This window comes from Aggregatibacter aphrophilus ATCC 33389, from assembly GCF_900636915.1.
Taxonomy (GTDB): domain Bacteria; phylum Pseudomonadota; class Gammaproteobacteria; order Enterobacterales; family Pasteurellaceae; genus Aggregatibacter; species Aggregatibacter aphrophilus.
This window is the reverse complement of record NZ_LR134327.1, coordinates 2,215,169-2,238,338: the sequence shown is the minus strand read 5'-3', so window position 1 is coordinate 2,238,338 and position 23,170 is coordinate 2,215,169. Positions and strand designations below refer to the sequence as shown.

Sequence of the window (23,170 nt, the reverse complement as noted above, 5' to 3'; positions counted from 1 at the left end):
CTTATGGCAATTAAAATTGGTATCAATGGTTTTGGTCGTATCGGCCGTATCGTATTTCGTGCAGCACAACATCGTGATGACATCGAAGTAGTCGGTATCAACGACTTAATCGACGTTGAATACATGGCTTACATGTTAAAATATGATTCAACTCACGGTCGTTTCGATGGCACAGTTGAAGTAAAAGACGGCAACCTAGTGGTAAACGGCAAAACTATCCGCGTTACTGCTGAACGTGATCCAGCTAACCTTAACTGGGGTGCAATCGGTGTTGATGTTGCAGTTGAAGCAACTGGTTTATTCTTAACTGACGAAACAGCTCGTAAACACATCACTGCCGGTGCGAAAAAAGTTGTTTTAACCGGTCCATCCAAAGACAGCACACCAATGTTCGTACGTGGTGTAAACTTTGATGCTTATAAAGGCCAAGACATCGTTTCTAACGCGTCTTGTACAACTAACTGTTTAGCGCCATTAGCAAAAGTTATCAACGACAAATTCGGTATCAAAGACGGTTTAATGACCACTGTTCACGCAACCACAGCAACACAAAAAACTGTTGACGGTCCATCTGCAAAAGACTGGCGCGGTGGTCGTGGTGCGGCACAAAACATCATCCCATCTTCTACCGGTGCAGCCAAAGCTGTAGGTAAAGTTATTCCTGCATTAAACGGCAAATTAACCGGTATGGCGTTCCGTGTTCCAACTCCAAACGTGTCTGTTGTTGACTTAACCGTTAACCTTGAAAAACCTGCAACTTACGCGGAAATCTGTGCGGAATTAAAACGCGCCTCCGAAAACGAAATGAAAGGCGTTTTAGGCTACACTGAAGATGCAGTAGTTTCTACCGACTTCAACGGTTGCTCACTCACTTCTGTGTTTGACGCTGCTGCAGGTATTGCATTAACCGACACATTCGTGAAACTTGTATCTTGGTACGATAACGAAACCGGTTACTCTCACAAAGTATTAGACTTAGTTGCTCACGTTTACAACTACAAAGGCTAATCCTGAGTTTCAACGATAAAAATAGCTCCTTTTTAGGAGCTATTTTTTTGCTTGAGAATAGCGAAAAAAATGAAAAGTGCGGTCGTTTTTTCGGGTATTTTTTAAAACGCCAACACCAACACGCCGGATAAAATCAAGCCTGCACCAATCAACAATTTTGCGCTGATAGGCTCACCTAATACGGTTATTCCTAAAATAATGGCAATAACCACACTGAGTTTATCAATCGGCGCCACCCAAGACGCAGGGGCAAGTTGTAACGCACGATAATAACACAGCCAAGAAAGACCTGTTGCTATGCCTGATAGAATTAAAAAAATCACCGGCTTAGCCACAATATGTTGCGGTAACTGCCACTCATTTCGCATTGAAATAATGGCCATCACAACAAATAAAATCACCACAGTACGAATAAATGTGGCCAAATTACTATTCAATCCTTCCACACCTAATTTTCCCAAAATGGCGGTTAACCCGGCAAAAAATGCGGAACCGATCGCAAACCACACCCAATTCATATTTATTCCTTAATGTTTTTACACAATTTCCTTTATAATACACCACGTTTTTCGACAAAGAAATTTACCTTGACATGACTACCGTTAACCAATCAGCACTGGTTGCTTACAGTGCAGCCCAAATATACCAACTTGTGAACAATTATGAACGCTATCCCGAATTTCTTCCCGGTTGTGTTGGCAGTAGAACTTTAACAAAAAGTGCGGTGCAATTAACTGGAGAATTAGAAATAAGTAAGGCGGGTATTCGACAAAAGTTCACTACCTGTAATACAATGGTGGAGAATCAATCTATTAAGATGCAATTGGTCGATGGCCCATTCAAATTTTTACAAGGCGAATGGCGGTTTGTTGAATTAGATGAAACAAGCTGTCAAATTCAGCTCTATTTAGAATTTGAATTTTCTAATCCATTGGTTGCATTTGCGTTCGGTCAGATCTTTACTCATTTAACCAATAAAATGATTGATGCCTTTAAACAGAGAGCAAAACAAATTTATGGTTGATAAGATTAAAATTCAAATTGCTTATGCATTTCCTGATTATCATTATCTAAAATCTTTTAGTGTAGATGAAGGCACGATGGTACAAACCGCTATTTTGCAATCAGGAATATTACAGCAATTTACCGATATTGATTTACGCAATAACAAAATCGGTATTTTCAGTCGTCCGGTAAAACTCACCGATCAATTAAAAGACGGCGATCGTATTGAAATTTATCGTCCGTTACTCGCCGATCCGAAAGAAATTCGTCGGAAACGTGCCGAAGAACAGGCAAAGAAGAAATAATATTTAATTAAAGTTATTATGGTGACCCTACCCAAACCTACGCTCCTTTTTTTTGATTCCGGCGTTGGCGGCTTAAGTGTTTATCAAGAAGTACAGAAATTACTCCCCGATTGTCATTACCTCTACTGTTTCGATAATGCGTTTTTTCCCTATTCTGAAAAGCCTGAAGAAGGCATTGTTGAGCGTACGTTAAAAATTTGCCAATGTATCGACAACATGTATCCTTTAGATCTTATTGTTATCGCCTGTAATACGGCAAGTACGGTGGTTTTGCCGGTATTGCGTAAACATTTTTCCATTCCTATTGTTGGTACGGTACCTGCGATTAAACCTGCGGCAGAACAAACGCAAACTAAGCATATCGGATTGCTTGCCACTAAGGGAACGGTAAAACGTCAATATTTATCTGATTTAATTGATAAATATGCCTCTTTTTGTCAGGTTGAGAAAATTGGTAGTACAAAATTAGTGGAATTGGCCGAACACAAGTTGCATGGTTATCCTATTGATTTAAATGAGATAAAAGTAGAATTGAGTGAATGGGAAAATATACCTGATTTAGACGCTGTCGTACTGGGCTGTACGCATTTCCCGCTTATCAAATCTGAAATTCAGCAATGTTTACCGCAAGTTAAGTATTTTATTGATTCTGGCGTAGCAATTGCAAAACGGGTGAAATCCTTACTAAAAGAGGTAAAAGTGCGGTCAAAAAATCAAATGAATTCTCAAGTGTTTTGTACCAAGCCGCTTGTAAAAGAAGATAGCTTATTACAACGTATTCATTCATTGGGTTTTGAAAAATTAAGTTTACTGGATATTGATAGCGAAATTTTGTGCGAATTTGATAAAAAATAATCAATCGAAAAATATTTTGCAAAAAATCACAAAAAGGGGTTGCAAGGTCTGGATAAAAGCCTATAATACGCCCCCACAACGACGCGCCGTTGTAAAGCACTAAACAGCGCGTCGTTTTTTGTTCTTTAACAATCAATCAGACAAACTGTGTGGGCACTTGAAGATTCGTTTTTAAAAGAATTTTAAAATTGAACTGAATAGTGCTACGAAGATTCGTTTATTTATAGATAGATTAATTAAGTCAGCAGTATTGAGCGATTAAACTTTTTGAATTGAAGAGTTTGATCATGGCTCAGATTGAACGCTGGCGGCAGGCTTAACACATGCAAGTCGAACGGTAACAGGTAAGTACTTGTACTTATGCTGACGAGTGGCGGACGGGTGAGTAATGCTTGGGGATCTGGCTTATGGAGGGGGATAACGACGGGAAACTGTCGCTAATACCGCGTAGAATCGGGAGATGAAAGTGTGGGACCTTCGGGCCACATGCCATAGGATGAACCCAAGTGGGATTAGGTAGTTGGTGGGGTAATGGCCTACCAAGCCGACGATCTCTAGCTGGTCTGAGAGGATGACCAGCCACACCGGGACTGAGACACGGCCCGGACTCCTACGGGAGGCAGCAGTGGGGAATATTGCGCAATGGGGGCAACCCTGACGCAGCCATGCCGCGTGAATGAAGAAGGCCTTCGGGTTGTAAAGTTCTTTCGGTGACGAGGAAGGTTGTTGTGTTAATAGCGCAACAAATTGACGTTAATCACAGAAGAAGCACCGGCTAACTCCGTGCCAGCAGCCGCGGTAATACGGAGGGTGCGAGCGTTAATCGGAATAACTGGGCGTAAAGGGCACGCAGGCGGACTTTTAAGTGAGGTGTGAAATCCCCGGGCTTAACCTGGGAATTGCATTTCAGACTGGGGGTCTAGAGTACTTTAGGGAGGGGTAGAATTCCACGTGTAGCGGTGAAATGCGTAGAGATGTGGAGGAATACCGAAGGCGAAGGCAGCCCCTTGGGAATGTACTGACGCTCATGTGCGAAAGCGTGGGGAGCAAACAGGATTAGATACCCTGGTAGTCCACGCTGTAAACGCTGTCGATTTGGGGATTGTGCTTTGAGCTTGGTGCCCGTAGCTAACGTGATAAATCGACCGCCTGGGGAGTACGGCCGCAAGGTTAAAACTCAAATGAATTGACGGGGGCCCGCACAAGCGGTGGAGCATGTGGTTTAATTCGATGCAACGCGAAGAACCTTACCTACTCTTGACATCCATGGAATCTTGTAGAGATATGAGAGTGCCTTCGGGAACCATGAGACAGGTGCTGCATGGCTGTCGTCAGCTCGTGTTGTGAAATGTTGGGTTAAGTCCCGCAACGAGCGCAACCCTTATCCTTTGTTGCCAGCGATTTGGTCGGGAACTCAAAGGAGACTGCCGGTGATAAACCGGAGGAAGGTGGGGATGACGTCAAGTCATCATGGCCCTTACGAGTAGGGCTACACACGTGCTACAATGGCGTATACAGAGGGCGACGAAGCCGCGAGGTGGAGTGAATCTCAGAAAGTACGTCTAAGTCCGGATTGGAGTCTGCAACTCGACTCCATGAAGTCGGAATCGCTAGTAATCGCGAATCAGAATGTCGCGGTGAATACGTTCCCGGGCCTTGTACACACCGCCCGTCACACCATGGGAGTGGGTTGTACCAGAAGTAGATAGCTTAACCGCAAGGGGGGCGTTTACCACGGTATGATTCATGACTGGGGTGAAGTCGTAACAAGGTAACCGTAGGGGAACCTGCGGTTGGATCACCTCCTTACCGAAAGACGAACTTAAGTGTCCACACAGTTTGGCTGATGATTGTAGACAGAGCCAGAACACTATAGAAGACAAGAAATCCTGTTGGGTCTGTAGCTCAGGTGGTTAGAGCGCACCCCTGATAAGGGTGAGGTCGGTGGTTCAAGTCCACTCAGACCCACCACTTAGACTGGTGAGTTTGGTTGGTTAATTTCATTGTGAATTAACTTTCAATATATCAAAAGCACTATGTGTGAGTGAAAGCCAAAGGATATGATTGGGGATATAGCTCAGCTGGGAGAGCGCCTGCCTTGCACGCAGGAGGTCAGCGGTTCGAACCCGCTTATCTCCACCAATATCGTCATAGTTAAGTTTATTGCATACGTATTATTAAAAATACCATACTTATCTTCTTTACTTAAAGTAGATACGTTATTTGTGGTCCAAATAGGTAGGCGTAAAGATATCAAGTCAATAAATTTAACTATGATGATAAAGAAACAAACTTCTTTATAAAAACCTGTTCTTTAACAAACCGGAAACAAGCTGAAAACGAGACTTTCAAGAAAGTCTGAGTGAGAGTGATTGATAAAAGGTGATTACTCTTAATAAATTAACTGTTACTGCTTAGCGGCGTTAAGTGTTTTTCGATTCAATGTTGTGATTTTAAGTGGATTTTCAATTTAATGTTAAGTTCATGAGGTTGAGTTAATCATAAGGTTGAGTTAATCATAAGAATACTTGAGGTTGTATGGTTAAGTGACAAAGCGTACAAGGTGGATGCCTTGGCAATCAGAGGCGAAGAAGGACGTGCTAATCTGCGAAAAGCTTGGATGAGTCGATAAGAGGCGTTTAATCCAAGATGTCCGAATGGGGAAACCCAGTGGGTGAAGAACCCACTATCATTATCTGAATCCATAGGATAATGAGGCGAACCGGGAGAACTGAAACATCTAAGTACCCCGAGGAAAAGAAATCAACCGAGATTTCGTTAGTAGCGGCGAGCGAACGCGAAGGAGCCTGTTAGTGATAATGACAGAGGCAGAGGAACAAGCTGGGAAGCTTGGCGACACAGGGTGATAGCCCCGTACTCGAAGTCCAGGTTATGGTACTAAGCTAACGACAAGTAAGGCGGGACACGTGATATCCTGTTTGAAGATGGGGGGACCATCCTCCAAGGCTAAATACTCCTGATTGACCGATAGTGAACCAGTACTGTGAAGGAAAGGCGAAAAGAACCCCGGTGAGGGGAGTGAAATAGAACCTGAAACCTTGTACGTACAAGCAGTGGGAGCCTGAAAGGGTGACTGCGTACCTTTTGTATAATGGGTCAGCGACTTATATTTTGTAGCGAGGTTAACCGAATAGGGGAGCCGAAGGGAAACCGAGTCTTAACTGGGCGAGTAGTTGCAAGGTATAGACCCGAAACCCGGTGATCTAGCCATGGGCAGGTTGAAGGTTGGGTAACACTAACTGGAGGACCGAACCGACTAATGTTGAAAAATTAGCGGATGACTTGTGGCTGGGGGTGAAAGGCCAATCAAACCGGGAGATAGCTGGTTCTCCCCGAAATCTATTTAGGTAGAGCCTTGAGTGGACACCTTCGGGGGTAGAGCACTGTTTCGGCTAGGGGTCCATCCCGGATTACCAACCCGATGCAAACTGCGAATACCGAAGAGTGATACTCAGGAGACACACGGCGGGTGCTAACGTTCGTCGTGGAGAGGGAAACAACCCAGACCGCCAGCTAAGGTCCCAAAGTCTATATTAAGTGGGAAACGAAGTGGGAAGGCTTAGACAGCTAGGATGTTGGCTTAGAAGCAGCCATCATTTAAAGAAAGCGTAATAGCTCACTAGTCGAGTCGGCCTGCGCGGAAGATGTAACGGGGCTCAAATATAGCACCGAAGCTGCGGCATCAGTAGCAATACTGTTGGGTAGGGGAGCGTTGTGTAAGCGGAAGAAGGTGGCTCGAGAGGGCTGCTGGACGTATCACAAGTGCGAATGCTGACATAAGTAACGATAAAACGGGTGAAAAACCCGTTCGCCGGAAGACCAAGGGTTCCTGTCCAACGTTAATCGGGGCAGGGTGAGTCGGCCCCTAAGGCGAGGCTGAAAAGCGTAGTCGATGGGAAACGGGTTAATATTCCCGTACTTGGATAAACTGCGATGTGGGGACGGAGCAGGTTAGGTTAGCGTGCTGTTGGATATGCACGTTTAAGTTGGTAGGTGGGGAGTTTAGGCAAATCCGGACTTCCTTAACACTGAGAGATGATGACGAGGCTCTACGGAGCTGAAGTAACCGATACCACACTTCCAGGAAAAGCCACTAAGCTTCAGGTTTATCTAAACCGTACTGAAAACCGACACAGGTGGTCAGGTAGAGAATACTCAGGCGCTTGAGAGAACTCGGGTGAAGGAACTAGGCAAAATAGCACCGTAACTTCGGGAGAAGGTGCGCCGGCGTAGATTGTAAGGGTTTACCCCTGAAGGTTGAACCGGTCGAAGTGACCCGCTGGCTGCAACTGTTTATTAAAAACACAGCACTCTGCAAACACGAAAGTGGACGTATAGGGTGTGATGCCTGCCCGGTGCTGGAAGGTTAATTGATGGTGTAATCGCAAGAGAAGCACCTGATCGAAGCCCCAGTAAACGGCGGCCGTAACTATAACGGTCCTAAGGTAGCGAAATTCCTTGTCGGGTAAGTTCCGACCTGCACGAATGGCATAATGATGGCCAGGCTGTCTCCACCCGAGACTCAGTGAAATTGAAATCGCCGTGAAGATGCGGTGTACCCGCGGCTAGACGGAAAGACCCCGTGAACCTTTACTATAGCTTGACACTGAACATTGAATTTTGATGTGTAGGATAGGTGGGAGACTATGAAGATGATACGCCAGTATTGTTGGAGTCGACCTTGAAATACCACCCTTTAACGTTTGATGTTCTAACGAAGATGACGAAACGTGGTCTCGGACAGTGTCTGGTGGGTAGTTTGACTGGGGCGGTCTCCTCCCAAAGAGTAACGGAGGAGCACGAAGGTTTGCTAATGACGGTCGGACATCGTCAGGTTAGTGCAATGGTATAAGCAAGCTTAACTGCGAGACGGACAAGTCGAGCAGGTACGAAAGTAGGTCATAGTGATCCGGTGGTTCTGCATGGAAGGGCCATCGCTCAACGGATAAAAGGTACTCCGGGGATAACAGGCTGATACCGCCCAAGAGTTCATATCGACGGCGGTGTTTGGCACCTCGATGTCGGCTCATCACATCCTGGGGCTGAAGTAGGTCCCAAGGGTATGGCTGTTCGCCATTTAAAGTGGTACGCGAGCTGGGTTTAGAACGTCGTGAGACAGTTCGGTCCCTATCTGCCGTGGGCGTTGGAGAATTGGTTGGGGCTGCTCCTAGTACGAGAGGACCGGAGTGGACGCACCGCTGGTGTTCCGGTTGTGTCGCCAGACGCATTGCCGGGTAGCTAAGTGCGGAAGAGATAAGTGCTGAAAGCATCTAAGCACGAAACTTGCCAAGAGATGAGTTCTCCCAGATTATAAATCTGTAAGGGTTGTTTAAGACTAAGACGTAGATAGGCATGGTGTGTAAGTGGTGCGAGCCATTGAGCTAACATGTACTAATTGCCCGAGAGGCTTAGCCATACAACGCTCAAGTGTTTTTTGGGGAGACCTGAGGCATGAGGGCGGAATTGGGTGAGTAGCAGTTAAGAGAGAGTAAAGAGAGACTGTAGGTGATTCACCGGGAATAGAGGTGATGATACAGAGAGAAAGTTGAGAGTCAGCTTGTTTTGGTTTGAAGGATAGAGAGTAAGATAAAGAAGACGGATTTTAAGTCATCGACCGAATTTTGGCGGCGATAATGCGGTGGGTCCACCTGACTCCATCCCGAACTCAGAAGTGAAACGCCGTAATGCCGATGGTAGTGTGGGATGTTCCCATGTGAGAGTAGGTCACCGCCAAGCTGAATGTAGCCCCCTGATGTGAATGCATCGGGGGGTTTTGTTTTTGGGCAAAGCGGATAAACAGGATTAAGTTAAAGGTTGAAGAAAGACTAAAGGCAAAGAAAGAGAGCAAAAAGTAAGAGAATGACAAGTTACCAATTAAAGAGATAACGGAGAGATAACAAGGGAATTTAGCGAAAAAGAAAACCGCACTTTGGAATAGATTCAAAGTGCGGTTAGTTTTTGGGATGTTTTTATAGACGTGGGATTATTTTCCGCTCCATGCCTTGATGACATTTAAACGTGCATCAACTTTGCTTTGAGAGTCACCTTTGTAATAATCTTTTGCTAGGCCGCCTTCCCAGCCACCGTAATTTGGGTTAGGTAAAACAATATAAGTTTTACCGAATTTAGCTTGGTTTTTGGCAACAAAATCACGACGATCCGCATTTAATTTTCCATGTGTAGCGTCACCAAAATCATCTAAGTTATCGCCCATATAAAGTACAATATCGTAACCTTGGCTTTCAATTTCGGCGAAACGGGCAGATTTAGCAGATTTATCTTTTTTCAAATAAAGTGAACTTTCATCAACACCGGTAAAGCCTAGACGCTTCATGTCATCAATTGTACCGGCTTTTTCATTACTGTCTTTGCGATTAGAGACATAGAACATTTTACCTTTATTGGCATTGACATAATTATTAAACTCTACTGCACCGGCAATGGCTTTGGATTCTCTAGCATCAACCCAACGAGTCCAATCTTTGCTATCAAATGGTTTATTGTTTTGAATTTGCCAGCCAGCATAGGCACTGTTATCGATCATAGTTTCGTCTAAATCAACAACAACCGCTTTTTTCTTGCCTTTTTTCGCTTTGGCATGATCAAATGCTACTTTAGCTGTATTAAATGCTTGATAGGCCAATGCATCATATTCACCGGATTCTTGCATCCAGTTAATTCCTAGCACAGCTTGTTGCTGTAATTGAGTATCTCCTTTTGATGTATTTTGTGTACAACCCACTAATACAAACGCTGACATTACAGCAACTGCAGTTATTTTTAGTGTATTTTTCATTGTTTTTCTCCTCTTAATTTATGTGATAAATACCTGAAAAATTATAACAAGCATCATGTATAATTCATAGCATTCTATTCCCCATTCTCTTTCTTTTTTATAAGGTTTTACGATGTCTGAATTATCTAATCCTGAGCTAGTAAAAACGGTAGTTTTATTGGCCACCAGTGTCACTATTGTTCCGCTTTTTAAACGTGTTGGGTTGGGAAGTGTATTAGGTTATTTAGTTGCCGGATGTTTGATCGGGCCCTCTGGTTTTGGCTTGTTTCAAGACCCCTCCAATATTGTTCACATGGCTGAATTAGGCGTTGTAATGTTTCTTTTTATTATTGGTTTGGAAATGCATCCAGAGCGTCTATGGGCAATGCGTAAGGCGATTTTTGGACGAGGCTTGCTGCAAGTAGGGCTTTGTGGTGTGTTATTGACATTAGCGGGTATTCATTTGCTAAATCTCAGTCTTCCTATTGCCTTCATTGCGGCGATGGGATTTACACTTTCTTCTACCGCTATTGTCATGCAAGTTTTGGAAGAGCGTGGCATCAGTTCAACGCCTAAAGGCCAGCGTGTTGTTTCCACATTATTATTTGAAGACCTTTCTATCGTTCCCTTGTTGGCATTTGTGGCCTTTCTTTCTCCGGAAACAGATAATGCATCACATTCTACCAACTGGGCAGGTATTGGCATGGCATTGGCTGCGGTATTAGGATTAGTCGCTGCCGGTAAATGGCTGATGAATCCGATTTTCCGAATGATTTCGAAGGCACATATTCGAGAAATGATGACGGCAGCTGCCTTACTAGTGGTACTTGGGGCTGCATTAGCTATGGAAATCAGTGGGTTGTCTATGGCGATGGGGGCGTTTGTTGCTGGTGTAATGTTATCTGAATCGGCTTTTCGACATCAATTAGAAGCTGATATAGAACCGTTTCGTGGATTATTGCTAGGTCTATTTTTCATGGGCGTAGGGATGTCATTAGATTTTGCATTAGTTTGGCATAATGCGTTATGGCTACTCGGTATTGTTTTCTTGTATATATTAGGGAAGGCTATAAGCGTGTATGCTGTGGCACGTATGACATTATTAAACCATAAAGAAGCCATTGGGCGTACGGCAATTATGGCGCATGGTGGCGAGTTTGCATTCGTTTTATTTTCTGCTGCGACAACCGCAGGTGTCCTGTCTGCAGGTTTAAATGCAACATTTACGGCAGCCGTGATTATTTCTATGTTGTTTTCGCCATTAATTGTATTAGTTCTACGTCGCTTATCAAAGCCAAATACTAAGGAGAATATAAATACCGATCATGTAGATAGCATTGATTTGATTGAAAGCGTTGAAAATAATGTTGTGGTACTGGGTTTTGGACGTTTTAGTCAAATTGTTTGTCAGACATTGTTGGCTCGAGGTATTCAAGTCACCGTGATTGATGCCAATATTGAACGCATTCGTTCTGCGGCAAAATTTGGTTTTAAAGTGTTCTACGGCGATGGTTCCCGCTTAGATGTATTGCGCGCTTGCGGTTTAGAAAAAGCCTCTTGTTTAATTTTAGGGATTAGTGATACAAAAGGTATTGAATTGATTGTTGAGCAGATTAAACATGAATATCCGTTATTGCCAGTACTTGCTAGAACTTATGATCGGCAAAGTGCGGTCAATTTAGTGAAACTTAGTATTGATTTTCAAATTCGTGAGACCTTTGAATCTGCCTTGCTTTTAGGACGAGAAGCGTTAATTCGTTTAGGTGTAGATCAAATTGAGGCTGATGAAGTTGTTACTTTCATTCGTCAATTAGATCAGGAGCGTTTAAATGAAGAGGTTTTGCACGGATTTTCAGCTGAATTGGTCAGAAAATATTGGACGCCAAAACCTTTTATTCGTCCCACACAACATGCTGAAGCGTTAAATGAAGAAGCCGCAGATATTTTGGCTGAAACAGACCAAGCTTCTTCAGTTGAAGAACATACAAATGAACAGATAAAAGCGGTTTGATTGTTCATAAAATAAAGGCACGAAATTATTTCGTGCCTTTATTTTGAAATTTATTCTATTATTTTGCTAAGCATTGTGCATAGCTATCTGCTGTAAATTGGAGGAATGCAGCATAAGAATTGGCTCCGAGTTTAACGGCATCTCCCATCGGGTCAAGGCGACCGACATTCACTTTAGTACCTTTACTTAAGCTCTCAATCACTTTTGGCGTAAATTGAGGCTCGGCAAATAAGCAGGTCACTTTATGTTCGGCAATTTCTTCTTTAATTTTCGCTAAGGTTTTTGCACCCGGTGCAACTAGCGGATTAATCGTGAAATAGCCAGTTTGTTTTAGACCGTAAGCGTTGTTGAAATAGCCGTAGGCATCATGGAATACATAGAAGCCTTTCTCTTTGACATCTGCCAATTGTGTTTTGATTTTGGCACTTTGTTCATCTAAAGTGCGGTTAAATTCTGCAACGTTTTTTTCAATGAGATCTTTTTTCTCCGGATATTGTTTGAGTAATTTCGCAGCAATACGTTGTGCTACCGCTTTGCTAATGTCCGGAGAATACCAAATATGCCAATTCACACCCAAATCTTCATGCTCGTGATCATGATGGTGCTCGTGCCCTTCGTGTTCATGTTTGTGATCGTGACCTTCATGCGCGTGCTCATGTCCTTTGTGTGCATGATCGTGATCTTCATGCACATCGCCTTCGCTATGATGATGGTGATGATGTTCACCTTTTAATAAAAACGGTTCAATGGCGGCAATATCTTTGATCGTCAACACTTTTTTATAATCCAAATCATCAATGGATTTATCTAAGAAAGCATCGACATCTTCACCGATCCATATCAGCATTTCAGCAGATTTTAGCTTTTGTACATCGGAAGGTTTTAAACTGTAATCGTGCGGTGAGGCGCCGGCAGGTACTAGCACTTCGGTATCAGTGACACCATTAGCAATTGAGGAAGCAATAAAACCTAAAGGTTTAACGGAAGTTACGATAGAGGCCGAGGCCGCAGCAGAAAAAGAAAGAATGGCCGCAGCAATCGCGGTAGTTTTTAAGTGTTGAGCTAACATAGTCTTGTATTTCCTTCTATTATTGGAATATGAATGAGATAAAACCAAGGTAGGTTACTCTTTTTTCATTTAAATTTCTATCTTTTTTTATTTTGAAAAATAAGTTAGTTGTTATTTTTGTGATAACCTTTCTAGCACTCGTGATACCGCGAAAAAACCAAAAGTAGCAGTAATCATTGTTGCCGCACCGAATCCATTGGCACAGTTCATGGTAGCGGAAGTGGTACAATTATCACGCACTTGCGGAAAAATAATAGGTTGTGTGGAAAACACGCTATCGACAGCAAATTTTCGTTTTGGATTTTGTGTAAAATGAAAATCCTTGCGTAAAACCGACCGCACTTTTGCCAGCAAAGGATCTTGAATAGTGCGGCTTAAATCAGCTATTTGAATCTGGCCGGGATCCGTTTGCCCGCCGGCACCGCCGACCGTGATAATTTTGATTTTATTCCGTTTACAGTAGGCTATTAGTGCAGCCTTGGTTTTTACGCTATCAATGGCATCTATTACATAATCGTAGTCTGGATGGATATATTGGGCCAAATTTTCGCCAGAAATAAAGTCATCAATTATTTGCACGTCACACTCAGGGTTAATAAGTTTAACCCGTTGTTGCATGACTTCGGTTTTGAGTTGGCCGATATTACCGGTTAGCGCATGAATTTGGCGGTTAATATTGGTGACACAAATGTCATCCATGTCGATCATGGTGATTTTGCCTACGCCTGAACGGGCAAGGGCTTCCACCGCCCATGACCCCACACCGCCAATGCCAATGACACAAATATGCGCTTGGCGCAAACGGGCTAAGGCATCTGCGCCATATAAGCGCCCAATGCCGCCGAAACGCTGTTCGTAGTTGTCAATGCGTGCCATTAACGTAACACCCAAACGCGACCATAATGTTTAGATAACCCTGCAATGTGGCCGGCTTGATCACCGATACCGCGATATAAATCGAAGTGATGTCCGTTCACGGCGCCCCCCACATCTAATGCTACCATCAAATGTAGCTGATGTTGTTTTGTCCAATTGCCCTCATTATCAATTTGTGGCACTTCTACCAATAATACGCTACCCATCGGAATGACACTGCGATCCGATGCTACGGAAGCCATTGGCACCAAAGGTACGCCGGCGGCGCCTTTCACTTTGCCGTAAGGATCATTTTTAAAGAAGACATAAGATGGATTGCGCTCTAATAGGCCTTGGGCGCGGGATGGATTTGCTTTGACCCACTCCCGAATAGCCTGAATAGACATTTTCTCTTTTGGAATTTCACCGTCTTCCACCAACAAGCGGCCTACCGATTGATATTTATAACCGTTTTGACCGGCATAGGCGAAATAGTTTAAATTGCCTTCACCAAAATCCACATAGCCACTTCCTTGCACGCCCAATAAGAAGTTATCAATCATGGAGTCGCTGTAAGCCAGTTCCAAGCCTTTGCCTTTCAATGCGCCTGCGTAAATTTCAGCACGAGAGAAACGTTTTTGTGTCGGTAAGGCATAAATCGGTTGGTTATATTGACCTTGTGGTGTGCGGCGGGCATGAATGACCGGTGAATAGTAACCGGTCATTAACACGTTTTGATAGCCGTCAAAACCTTTCATTACTTGCGGATTAATGCCGAAATTGGCAAGCTCGCCCACATTCGCTCCGGCTAACACCCACGCTGTAATTTTTTCATAAGTGGGCGCAAAATTGCTACTGAGTTTGCTGGAGTAAGTATTTACATTAGAAAGCTGTGTTAAAAAATCACCTTGATTTATGACCGCACTTTGGTTCTCGACGCGGGGTACCGGGGTAAAAATAGCCTGTTGATAATTGCGTCCGTTATACACCGCACCGAATTTTTGCGGATCGACATCGGTTGCGTTCGGACTGCTACTTGGCGTTACGGTATTTTTATTGGTGTTCGAAGAACAAGCTGTTAAAACCGCCATGGCGGAAAGGGTCAGAAATTTATAAAGGGAGGTTCGATTCAATAGCATACAACGTCCTAAGAAAGAGTGGATAAAACAAAGAAAGGCGAATTTTACACCAATTTACTGTGGATGAATATGAAATTCATGCTCGTTGGCATCAAGTGCGGTCATAAATAATGGTGTTTTTTGTGTTAAGTATTATGGGTTTTATGTTTAAAAAAACAACGTATCGTTTATTTTTACAACGAATAAACAAAATTTTTACACTTAAACTTGCAATTGATTTTCAAACGGGTATATTAGGCGCCCTCGAACGCGGGGTGGAGCAGCTTGGTAGCTCGTCGGGCTCATAACCCGAAGGTCGTTGGTTCAAATCCGGCCCCCGCAACCAAATTTTAAGAAAGGCATTCATTACAAACGAATGCCTTTTTTCTTATCTATTAAATGCTTTTCTTTTGCAACGCATCTAAAATTTTCTGATGAATACCGCCAAAGCTACCGTTGGACATTACCAAAATATGGTCGGTTGGTTTCGCTTCGGTTGCGATCATATTAACCAGTGTCTCTAGCTCATCACTATGCGAAGTTGGTTGTGTTAGTGCGTTGGCAATGTCTGTTACCTTCCATGGAATGGTTTCCGGCTGGAATAAAAATACCGCATCGGCTTTTTCCAATGCCGGAGCGATTTCATCTTTATGCACTCCCATTTTCATCGTGTTAGAACGAGGTTCCAGCACCGCTAAAATGCGGGCATTGGCACCGACTTTGTCGCGAAGTGCGGTCAATGTTGCGCGTATTTCTGTAGGGTGATGGGCAAAATCGTCATAAACGGTGATGTCATGTATGTTTCCTTTGACTTCCAAACGGCGTTTGGCATTGATAAATGTTCCTAAGGCTTCGCAGGCTTTTTGAATGTTCACGCCTGCATGATGGGCTGCGGCAATGGCCATTAAACCGTTACGCATGTTGTGTTCTCCCACAATATTCCAGTGTACTTCAGCGACTTTTTCACCTTTGTGGAACACCGCAAATTCTGTGCAATCATGGGGAATGCGTTCAGCATACCATTCCTGATCTTTGCCTACATATTGGCATTCTGACCAACAGCCCATAGCGAGGGTTTGTTCCACGCTTTGTTCACCGGCAAAAGACAAAATGCGGCCATTGTTTGGAATTGTGCGAATCATATGATGAAATTGGCGCTGAATGGCTTTTAAATCCTCAAAAATATCTGCGTGATCGAAACCGATGTTATTAATAATCAACGTGCGTGGGTTGTAATGTACGAATTTTGAACGCTTATCGAAAAATGCGGTGTCATATTCATCCGCTTCAATGACGAAATACGGACTTTTCCCTAAACGTGCAGAAATGCCGAAATTCCCTGCGATACCGCCGATTAAGAAACCCGGTTCTAAGCCATTTTGTTCTAAAATCCAAGTGAGCATACCGGTAGTGGTGGTTTTACCGTGTGTGCCGGATACCGCCAAGACCCAACGATCACGCAATAAATGATCATGCAACCATTGTGGGCCGGAGGTGTAAGGAATGTTGTTTTCTAACATATATTCAATGCTAGGATTTCCACGTTTCATAGCATTGCCCACAATAATCATATCCGGCGCGGGTTGCAGTTGGCTCGGCTCAAAGTGCGGTATGATTTCGATGTGATTTTCTGCGAGGAAGGTGCTCATTGGTGGGTAAACATTTGTGTCAGAGCCCGTTACATGATAGCCCATTTGTTTGGCGATCATTGCTATGCCACCCATGAATGTGCCGCAAATACCTAAAATATGAATGTGTTTAGTCGTCATCTTGAATCCTTTTAATATCGCATTATTTGCCGCTTGATATGAAAAAATGTGTTGTGAATCACAGAAATAGGAATCTTTTCTATCAGCAAGAATCTAAGCTGTTATAATAAAGTAAGTTCGGAATTGAGTAAATTCATTAATCAAACAAGGAATAAAACATGAAAACGTTAGGCGAATTTATTGTAGAACGACAAGCTGAATATCCCAATGCTAAAGGTGAGTTGAGCGGTATTTTATCTTCTATCCGATTAGTGGCAAAAGTGATCCATCGTGATATTAATAAAGCGGGGTTGACCAATAATATTATCGGTAACAGCGGAGTGGAGAACGTGCAGGGCGAGGCGCAGATGAAGTTGGATTTATTCGCCCATAACACGATGAAACAAGCTCTTATGAGTCGTGAAGAAGTCGCCGGGTTCGCTTCTGAAGAAGAAGAAAATTTCATTGCATTTGATACGGAACGTGGTCGTAATGCCAAATATGTGATTTTAACTGACCCATTAGATGGTTCATCAAATATTGATGTAAACGTTGCAGTGGGAACAATTTTCTCCATTTATCGTCGTGTATCACCTCTTGGTACACCGGTAACGCTGGAAGACTTCATGCAGCCGGGCAATCGTCAGGTTGCGGCAGGTTATATCGTGTATGGTTCCTCCACCATGTTGGTTTATACCACAGGTAATGGCGTTAACGGTTTTACGTACGATCCATCTCTTGGAGTGTTCTGCCTTTCTCACGAAAACATTAAAATCCCACAAACAGGCAAAATTTATTCCATTAATGAAGGGCAATACCTCAAATTCCCAATGGGCGTGAAAAAATATTTGAAATACTGTCAAGAAGAAGATAAGGAAACCCAACGTCCATACACATCTCGTTATATTGGTTCTCTGGTATCTGATTTCCACCGCAATATGTTAAAAGGTGGTATTTACATTTACCCAAGCGCTACTAACTACCCAAATGGCAAATTGCGTTTATTGTATGAAGGTAACCCAATGGCCTTCTTGGCAGAACAAGCGGGTGGTGTAGCAAGTGATGGTTATAATCGAATCTTAGATATTAAACCAACAACCTTGCATCAAAGGGTACCACTATTCATTGGTTCTAAAGAAATGGTTAAAAAAGCTGAGCAATTAATGCGTGATTTTAAAGATCAATAATAGATGTTAAAGTGCGGTTGGAAAAATAGGTATTTTTTATATTATCTTTGCATGCCTATTTTCTTTATTTTGAGTGCCTACGCTATATTTAGATGTTTCTTCTTTATTTTTAATCCGATTTAATTATAAGGATATTTTATTAATAAGATTTCCAAAGTTATTTGGAACGGCTCAACATAACTGTTTAGTTGTCTCAGAGTTATCAAGAACTCATGCTAAATCCAGTTCAATCATAATACATTTATATTCAATCTTTTCTAAAATCTTTAAACTGAGCGCGATAAGTGCATTTTTTTCTTCAGTTTCACTTTTCGCTGACGCTGGGTCGTATCAAGTTTTTGGTAGCGGTTCAACAACCGCTGCTGCAGTAGGAACAAATGAGGCGACAGTAAATGGCATAACCTACGGCGGTTTTGCAGGTAATAATCCACTAGCCACTGTAAGCGTAGGTTCCGAAGGTAAAGAAAGAACCATTACTAACGTGGCTGCAGGTCGAATTAGCAAAACTTCTACAGATGCCATTAATGGCTCTCAACTCTATGCTGCATTAGAAAAAAATACGATTGTTAATAATAACAACACCTATAATATTAATAGGTTAGAAAATAAAATGAATAGGGAAAACAAACGCTTACGCGCAGGTGTTGCAGGTGCAACAGCAACAGCTGGTTTACCACAGGCTTATACGCCGGGTAAAAGCATGGTAGCTGCTGCTGTGGGTGGCTATCGCGACCAAAGTGCGTTAGCGGTAGGCGCTTCCCGCATTACCGACAACGGAAAAGTCATTTTGAAATTAACCGGTAACGTTAATACACGTGGTGATTTCGGTGGCTCTGTTGGTGCAGGCTATCAATGGTAAGATAAATTTACCTATGCAGAAAATAAAAAAACCTCCTCAGCATTGAGGAGGTTTTTTTATTCCTAAGCTTAGAGGGTATAAGCAAAGTTTGCCCATAGTGGCAGGCTTGCACTAATAAATAACAAAATAATTAAAGTGTTATAAGAGAGTTTCCACTGTTTAAAAATATGTACGGTAAGCATGGCAGCAATGACAAAGTGCAGTAAAACATACAGCAATAAGGCAAATTCATTGTAAAAAATGACCGCACTTTGTTGGGCAAAATAGAACAAATTTGCCACTACAAAAATCGCATTCAAAGCAAGGATAACGATGGCCGACAACATTAACAATGCGATAAAACCTTGCAGTCGATTACGGGAAATAACTAATGCTAAATTGGCTAAAATAATCCCTAACAGGATTTGTGCTACAGGGTTAAATTGGATTAAATTTTCCGTATCAAAGAGAACTATGCCATAACATATTACGCCTAAGGTGCCGATCAAACCGGCTATTTTAAGTAAACCATCACGTAATTCCTCTTCCTGCGGTTGTCTCCACGTGGTGAGAACTAATGCTAAACCGCAGACGCTTACAAAGTCTGTCAGAATATAATGATAATTTGACCAAAAACTCAGCAAAAACCAAACTACCCAAAAGATAGCAAAATACATATTTACCAAACTGAGGCGGGAGCGTTGTCCGTTACAAATTTCACCTTTAAGAAAGACAATCAGACAAATCAGTTGCGCCGTTAATACACCAAGAGCTAAGTGTGAAATGGCTTTTGATTGTGGTTGTAGCCATAAAGCGAAAATATCAATGACGAGCAATAATAAAACAGGAAATAAAGAGGCAAGTGCGGTTAAAAATTTGGGTTGTTGTTCGGACATAATGTTTCCTAGGCATGAGCAGAGTCAATTTTGTGGTGCATTATGCAAGAATTCGCAGAAGGGGTCAAAAGTGCGGTGGAAAATCCCACAGTTTTTTTATGCATTAAATATAGTATTTTGACTCTTCTCTTTCTAAAATAACGCCACCAACAAATAGGAGAAAATATGTCCGTGAATTTAATTGAAATGGGAAAACAGGCTAAACAAGCCGCTTTTGTGCTTTCTCAACTTTCCCAACATGAAAAAAATAACGCCTTGGCATTGATTGCCGACCAACTGGAACAGGAACAAGAACGTATTTTAGCTGCCAATGCGCAAGATATTGCGGCAGCCAAGCAAAATGGCTTGTCAGATGCGATTATCGATCGCTTGCTGTTAACGCCGGCACGTTTACAGGGCATTGCTAATGATGTACGTCATGTGATTTCTTTAGCGGATCCGGTAGGTAAAATTATTGATGGTGGTTTACTGGATAGTGGTGTGAAAATTGAGCGGGTTCGGGTACCGTTAGGGGTGATTGGAACCATTTATGAGGCGCGCCCGAATGTTACTATTGATGTGGCGAGCCTATGCTTAAAAACCGGTAATGCGGTGATTTTGCGCGGTGGAAAAGAAACACAACATTCTAATCAGGTGTTGGTGGAAGTCGTGCAAAATGCTTTATCCCAAGCGGGCTTGCCGAAAACCGCGGTACAGGCGATTACTGATCCGGATCGTGCGTTAGTGATGGAATTGTTAAAATTAGATCAATATGTGGACATGATTATTCCTCGTGGGGGCGCGGCATTACATCAATTAGCCAAGGAGCATTCAACCATTCCAGTGATTGTGGGCGGTATCGGTGTTTGTCACATGTTTGTGGAAGAAAGTGCTGATTTGGAAAAAGCCCTGCCGGTGATTTTAAATGCTAAAACTCAACGCCCAAGCACATGTAATACGTTGGAAACTCTTCTAGTACAACGCAGTATTGCGGATGCATTTTTACCAAAATTGGCGGAGGCGTTGAAGGAAAAAAATGTAAAATTGCACGCTGATTCGACCGCACTTTTCCTATTGCAAAAAGCTGGGGCGAATGTTGTGCCGTTGCAGGAAGAGTCGCTTAAGCAAGAATGGTTGTCGCTAGATTTAAATGTCGTTATCGTGGATGATTTGACACAAGCGGTGGCGCATATTCGCCAATATGGTAGCCAACATTCCGACAGTATTTTGACCTCCTCGCAAAAATTGACCCAACAATTCATTGCTCAAGTGGATTCTGCTGCAGTTTATGTCAATGCCAGTACGCGTTTTACCGATGGGGGGCAATTCGGCTTGGGGGCGGAAGTTGCTGTGAGTACGCAAAAACTCCATGCTCGTGGTCCTATGGGATTGGAGGCATTGACCACCTATAAATGGGTTTGTGTTGGAGATTATTCGATTAGATCTTAATTTTTTCAGTAAAATTTATAAATTATCTAAAATTATAAATTAATTGTTTGACAAAACTCCGATAAATGAGTAATCGTATGGTAAAAATACAATTCATACTTATTAATCGGAGTTTATTATGTCCCATCTGTCAGTTGCTAAATTTGGTGGCAGTAGTGTTGCCAATTATCCTGCCATGCAGTCTTGCGCCAAAATCGTTATTGCTGATCCGAACACCCGCGTTGTGGTGCTTTCCGCTTCCGCCGGCGTCACCAATTTATTGGTTGCCTTAGCAAACGGTTGCGAAGAGCCTGAACGTAGTAAATTATTAGGCGAAGTGCGTCAAATTCAAGAAAATATTTTGAATGAATTAAAAGATGACAGCACTGTTCGTCCGAAGATTGAAGCCTTATTAGACAACATTACTTCCCTTGCAGAAGCCGCTAATCTTGCGACGTCACTCGCATTAACCGATGAACTCATTAGCCATGGCGAAATGATGTCTTCACTGATTTTTGTGGAAGTTTTGCGTGAGTTTGAAGTTCAAGCCACTTGGTTGGATGTACGTCAAATCGTAGCCACTAACAGCCATTTTGGCAAAGCCGCACCTAATGATGAACAAACCCGCGCCAATAGTGAGCGGGTGTTAAAACCGTTAATTGATCGTGGTGAACTGGTGATTACGCAAGGGTTTATCGGCCGTGATGAACAAGGCAAAACGACGACATTAGGTCGTGGCGGTAGCGACTATTCTGCTGCTTTGTTAGCAGAAGTGCTTGATGCGGAAGATGTGCTTATTTGGACGGATGTAGCCGGTATTTATACGACGGATCCTCGTATCGTACCAAATGCACAACGTATTAGCACCATGAGCTTCTCTGAAGCCGCGGAAATGGCGACCTTTGGTGCGAAAGTGTTGCATCCTGCAACCTTATTACCGGCGGTGCGTAGCAATATCCCAGTGTATGTCGGTTCCAGTAAAGTCCCGCAAGATGGAGGCACTTGGGTCACCCGTGATCCTCAACCGCGCCCGACTTTCCGCGCTATTGCACTACGCCGTGATCAAACGTTATTAACGTTATCTAGTCTCAATATGCTGCATGCTCAAGGTTTCTTAGCCAATATTTTTACTATTTTAGCGAAACACAAAATTTCTGTAGATACCATCACGACTTCAGAAGTGAGCGTGGCGATCACCCTAGATAAAACAGGTTCAGCCTCTTCTGGTGCAACATTATTGTCTAACGAATTGATTAGTGAGTTGAGCGAGTTTTGCACGGTCAAAGTGGATACCGGTTTATCCTTGATCGCGTTGATTGGTAATGCATTACATACAACTTCAGGTACAGCAAAACGTATTTTTGACACCTTAGAGGCCTACAATATTCGTATGATAAGCTACGGCGCCAGCACCAATAACGTTTGTTTATTGGCGGATAGTGATAAAGCCGATGAAATCGTACGTGCCTTGCATAAATCATTGTTCGAATAAAAACTATAAAAAAAATGACCGCACTTTGTAAGATACGGTCATTTTTTTGAATATTATAACGTTGGATAGATCGAAAATTAGGCAGGTTTTCAAAATATTCTGCCAATTAGTACCTAATATTATTCTTATAGATTTACCTGCAATAAAAAATAGCACACATAGCCAAATCTATTATTTCAAGCCATTTTTACGAATATCTCTAGTATTTAGAGGGTGTTGAATGGTGCCCGAGGCCAGACTTGAACTGGCACGCCTCGAAAGGCGAGGGATTTTAAATCCCTTGTGTCTACCGATTCCACCACTCGGGCATCGAGTGATTAGCTAACTGCTTTTGGAGTTATGGAGGCGTGTCCCGGAGTCGAACCGAGCTACATGGATTTGCAATCCAGTGCATAACCGCTTTGCTAACACGCCATGAGTTTGGAGCGGGAAACGAGGCTCGAACTCGAGACCCCGACCTTGGCAAGGTCGTGCTCTACCAACTGAGCTATTCCCGCATTTGTTGTTAGTGCGGTGCATTTTACTGACTTATGCCTAACTGTCAACAAACAATTAAAAAAATAAGTGTGTTTGTTGAAAA

The 23,170-nt window shown here is 42.9% G+C and carries 15 protein-coding genes, 6 tRNA genes, 3 rRNA genes and 1 pseudogene; 15 read left to right on the top strand and 10 right to left on the bottom strand.

The annotated features are described in order from the left end of the window. Positions 1 to 3: 3 nt before the first annotated feature. On the top strand, positions 4 to 1,008 hold the full coding sequence (gene gap / locus EL144_RS10745; protein ID WP_005701219.1) for a type I glyceraldehyde-3-phosphate dehydrogenase: 1,005 nt from the start codon (positions 4 to 6) through the stop codon (positions 1,006 to 1,008). A gap of 101 nt (positions 1,009 to 1,109) precedes the next feature. On the opposite strand, the gene EL144_RS10740 is transcribed toward gap, so the two are convergent. Next, positions 1,110 to 1,526 (bottom strand): EamA family transporter, encoded by a 417-nt coding sequence (locus EL144_RS10740; protein ID WP_005704620.1) that lies wholly within the window; start codon positions 1,524 to 1,526, stop codon positions 1,110 to 1,112. Positions 1,527 to 1,600: 74 nt separating this feature from the next. On the opposite strand from EL144_RS10740, the gene EL144_RS10735 reads away from it, so the two are divergent. From EL144_RS10735 to rrf, 8 genes are all read left to right on the top strand, one after another. Beyond that, positions 1,601 to 2,032, top strand: a complete 432-nt coding sequence (locus EL144_RS10735; RefSeq protein WP_032995333.1) for a type II toxin-antitoxin system RatA family toxin — start codon at positions 1,601 to 1,603, stop codon at positions 2,030 to 2,032. After that, positions 2,025 to 2,318 carry an RnfH family protein gene (locus EL144_RS10730; protein WP_005704623.1) on the top strand — a complete coding sequence of 98 codons (294 nt, stop codon included), beginning with the start codon at positions 2,025 to 2,027 and terminating at the stop codon, positions 2,316 to 2,318. The genes EL144_RS10735 and EL144_RS10730 overlap by 8 nt, the downstream gene beginning before the upstream one ends. Before the next feature lie 18 nt (positions 2,319 to 2,336). Continuing rightward, a complete protein-coding gene (gene murI / locus EL144_RS10725) occupies positions 2,337 to 3,173 on the top strand; it encodes a glutamate racemase (protein WP_065336542.1) in 837 nt (278 codons plus the stop codon). A 269-nt stretch (positions 3,174 to 3,442) separates the two neighbouring features. Then, positions 3,443 to 4,982: ribosomal RNA gene (locus tag EL144_RS10720) — 16S ribosomal RNA — on the top strand. An 85-nt stretch (positions 4,983 to 5,067) separates the two neighbouring features. Next, positions 5,068 to 5,144, top strand: a tRNA-Ile gene (locus tag EL144_RS10715). Between the two features lie 95 nt (positions 5,145 to 5,239). Further along, positions 5,240 to 5,315, top strand: a tRNA-Ala gene (locus EL144_RS10710). A 398-nt stretch (positions 5,316 to 5,713) separates the two neighbouring features. Further along, positions 5,714 to 8,610 (top strand): 23S ribosomal RNA (locus tag EL144_RS10705). 204 nt (positions 8,611 to 8,814) lie between these two features. Beyond that, positions 8,815 to 8,930, top strand: a 5S ribosomal RNA gene (gene rrf / locus EL144_RS10700). The 16S, 23S and 5S rRNA genes sit together here with 2 tRNA genes alongside, the layout of an rRNA operon. A 247-nt stretch (positions 8,931 to 9,177) precedes the next feature. Here rrf and EL144_RS10695 read toward each other — a convergent pair. Beyond that, positions 9,178 to 9,990 carry a 5'-nucleotidase, lipoprotein e(P4) family gene (locus tag EL144_RS10695; RefSeq protein ID WP_050332770.1) on the bottom strand — a complete coding sequence of 271 codons (813 nt, stop codon included), beginning with the start codon at positions 9,988 to 9,990 and terminating at the stop codon, positions 9,178 to 9,180. A gap of 112 nt (positions 9,991 to 10,102) precedes the next feature. On the opposite strand from EL144_RS10695, the gene EL144_RS10690 reads away from it, so the two are divergent. After that, positions 10,103 to 11,980 (top strand): monovalent cation:proton antiporter-2 (CPA2) family protein, encoded by a 1,878-nt coding sequence (locus EL144_RS10690; RefSeq protein ID WP_005703744.1) that lies wholly within the window; start codon positions 10,103 to 10,105, stop codon positions 11,978 to 11,980. 58 nt (positions 11,981 to 12,038) lie between these two features. On the opposite strand, the gene znuA is transcribed toward EL144_RS10690, so the two are convergent. From znuA to mltA, 3 genes are all read right to left on the bottom strand, one after another. Next, a complete protein-coding gene (gene znuA / locus EL144_RS10685; RefSeq protein WP_005703745.1) occupies positions 12,039 to 13,049 on the bottom strand; it encodes a zinc ABC transporter substrate-binding protein ZnuA in 1,011 nt (336 codons plus the stop codon). 111 nt (positions 13,050 to 13,160) lie between these two features. Further along, positions 13,161 to 13,925: a tRNA cyclic N6-threonylcarbamoyladenosine(37) synthase TcdA gene (tcdA, locus tag EL144_RS10680; protein ID WP_005703746.1), complete on the bottom strand. Its 765-nt coding sequence runs from the start codon at positions 13,923 to 13,925 to the stop codon at positions 13,161 to 13,163. Continuing rightward, positions 13,925 to 15,043 (bottom strand): murein transglycosylase A, encoded by a 1,119-nt coding sequence (mltA, locus tag EL144_RS10675; protein WP_005703747.1) that lies wholly within the window; start codon positions 15,041 to 15,043, stop codon positions 13,925 to 13,927. The genes tcdA and mltA overlap by 1 nt, the downstream gene beginning before the upstream one ends. Positions 15,044 to 15,291: 248 nt before the next feature. Here mltA and EL144_RS10670 point away from each other — a divergent pair. Beyond that, positions 15,292 to 15,368, top strand: a tRNA-Met gene (locus EL144_RS10670). A 49-nt stretch (positions 15,369 to 15,417) separates the two neighbouring features. On the opposite strand, the gene mpl is transcribed toward EL144_RS10670, so the two are convergent. Continuing rightward, positions 15,418 to 16,791, bottom strand: a complete 1,374-nt coding sequence (mpl, locus tag EL144_RS10665) for a UDP-N-acetylmuramate:L-alanyl-gamma-D-glutamyl-meso-diaminopimelate ligase (protein ID WP_005703748.1) — start codon at positions 16,789 to 16,791, stop codon at positions 15,418 to 15,420. Between the two features lie 158 nt (positions 16,792 to 16,949). Between mpl and fbp the strand changes: the two genes are divergently transcribed. After that, positions 16,950 to 17,957: a class 1 fructose-bisphosphatase gene (fbp, locus tag EL144_RS10660; protein ID WP_005703749.1), complete on the top strand. Its 1,008-nt coding sequence runs from the start codon at positions 16,950 to 16,952 to the stop codon at positions 17,955 to 17,957. A gap of 439 nt (positions 17,958 to 18,396) precedes the next feature. Next, positions 18,397 to 18,816 (top strand): annotated as a pseudogene (locus EL144_RS11790) (YadA family autotransporter adhesin); the annotation flags it as partial. Between the two features lie 68 nt (positions 18,817 to 18,884). On the opposite strand, the gene EL144_RS10650 reads toward EL144_RS11790, so the two are convergent. After that, positions 18,885 to 19,691 carry a hypothetical protein gene (locus tag EL144_RS10650; RefSeq protein ID WP_005703751.1) on the bottom strand — a complete coding sequence of 269 codons (807 nt, stop codon included), beginning with the start codon at positions 19,689 to 19,691 and terminating at the stop codon, positions 18,885 to 18,887. A 165-nt stretch (positions 19,692 to 19,856) separates the two neighbouring features. Between EL144_RS10650 and proA the strand changes: the two genes are divergently transcribed. Both proA and lysC read left to right on the top strand, forming a co-directional pair. After that, the gene (gene proA, locus EL144_RS10645; protein ID WP_050332773.1) at positions 19,857 to 21,119 is read left to right on the top strand and encodes a glutamate-5-semialdehyde dehydrogenase; all 1,263 of its coding nucleotides are present in this window, start codon (positions 19,857 to 19,859) and stop codon (positions 21,117 to 21,119) included. A 118-nt stretch (positions 21,120 to 21,237) separates the two neighbouring features. Continuing rightward, a complete protein-coding gene (gene lysC, locus EL144_RS10640; protein WP_005703754.1) occupies positions 21,238 to 22,590 on the top strand; it encodes a lysine-sensitive aspartokinase 3 in 1,353 nt (450 codons plus the stop codon). Positions 22,591 to 22,811: 221 nt separating this feature from the next. Here the strand turns inward: lysC and EL144_RS10635 are convergent. The 3 genes from EL144_RS10635 to EL144_RS10625 all read right to left on the bottom strand — a co-directional run bounded on the left by EL144_RS10635 (position 22,812) and on the right by EL144_RS10625 (position 23,087). Next, positions 22,812 to 22,898 (bottom strand) — tRNA-Leu (locus EL144_RS10635). 32 nt (positions 22,899 to 22,930) lie between these two features. Further along, positions 22,931 to 23,004 (bottom strand) — tRNA-Cys (locus EL144_RS10630). A 7-nt stretch (positions 23,005 to 23,011) separates the two neighbouring features. Beyond that, positions 23,012 to 23,087, bottom strand: a tRNA-Gly gene (locus EL144_RS10625). Between the last annotated feature and the right edge of the window lie 83 nt (positions 23,088 to 23,170).

Bases quoted from the DNA above. Each gene is read 5' to 3' on its own strand.
- gap (WP_005701219.1), top strand. From the start codon at position 4: ATGGCAATTAAAATTGGTATCAATGGTTTTGGTCGTATCGGCCGTATC.
- EL144_RS10740 (WP_005704620.1), bottom strand. From the start codon at position 1,526: ATGAATTGGGTGTGGTTTGCGATCGGTTCCGCATTTTTTGCCGGGTTA.
- EL144_RS10735 (WP_032995333.1), top strand. From the start codon at position 1,601: ATGACTACCGTTAACCAATCAGCACTGGTTGCTTACAGTGCAGCCCAA.
- EL144_RS10730 (WP_005704623.1), top strand. From the start codon at position 2,025: ATGGTTGATAAGATTAAAATTCAAATTGCTTATGCATTTCCTGATTAT.
- murI (WP_065336542.1), top strand. From the start codon at position 2,337: ATGGTGACCCTACCCAAACCTACGCTCCTTTTTTTTGATTCCGGCGTT.
- EL144_RS10695 (WP_050332770.1), bottom strand. From the start codon at position 9,990: ATGAAAAATACACTAAAAATAACTGCAGTTGCTGTAATGTCAGCGTTT.
- EL144_RS10690 (WP_005703744.1), top strand. From the start codon at position 10,103: ATGTCTGAATTATCTAATCCTGAGCTAGTAAAAACGGTAGTTTTATTG.
- znuA (WP_005703745.1), bottom strand. From the start codon at position 13,049: ATGTTAGCTCAACACTTAAAAACTACCGCGATTGCTGCGGCCATTCTT.
- tcdA (WP_005703746.1), bottom strand. From the start codon at position 13,925: ATGGCACGCATTGACAACTACGAACAGCGTTTCGGCGGCATTGGGCGC.
- mltA (WP_005703747.1), bottom strand. From the start codon at position 15,043: ATGCTATTGAATCGAACCTCCCTTTATAAATTTCTGACCCTTTCCGCC.
- mpl (WP_005703748.1), bottom strand. From the start codon at position 16,791: ATGACGACTAAACACATTCATATTTTAGGTATTTGCGGCACATTCATG.
- fbp (WP_005703749.1), top strand. From the start codon at position 16,950: ATGAAAACGTTAGGCGAATTTATTGTAGAACGACAAGCTGAATATCCC.
- EL144_RS10650 (WP_005703751.1), bottom strand. From the start codon at position 19,691: ATGTCCGAACAACAACCCAAATTTTTAACCGCACTTGCCTCTTTATTT.
- proA (WP_050332773.1), top strand. From the start codon at position 19,857: ATGTCCGTGAATTTAATTGAAATGGGAAAACAGGCTAAACAAGCCGCT.
- lysC (WP_005703754.1), top strand. From the start codon at position 21,238: ATGTCCCATCTGTCAGTTGCTAAATTTGGTGGCAGTAGTGTTGCCAAT.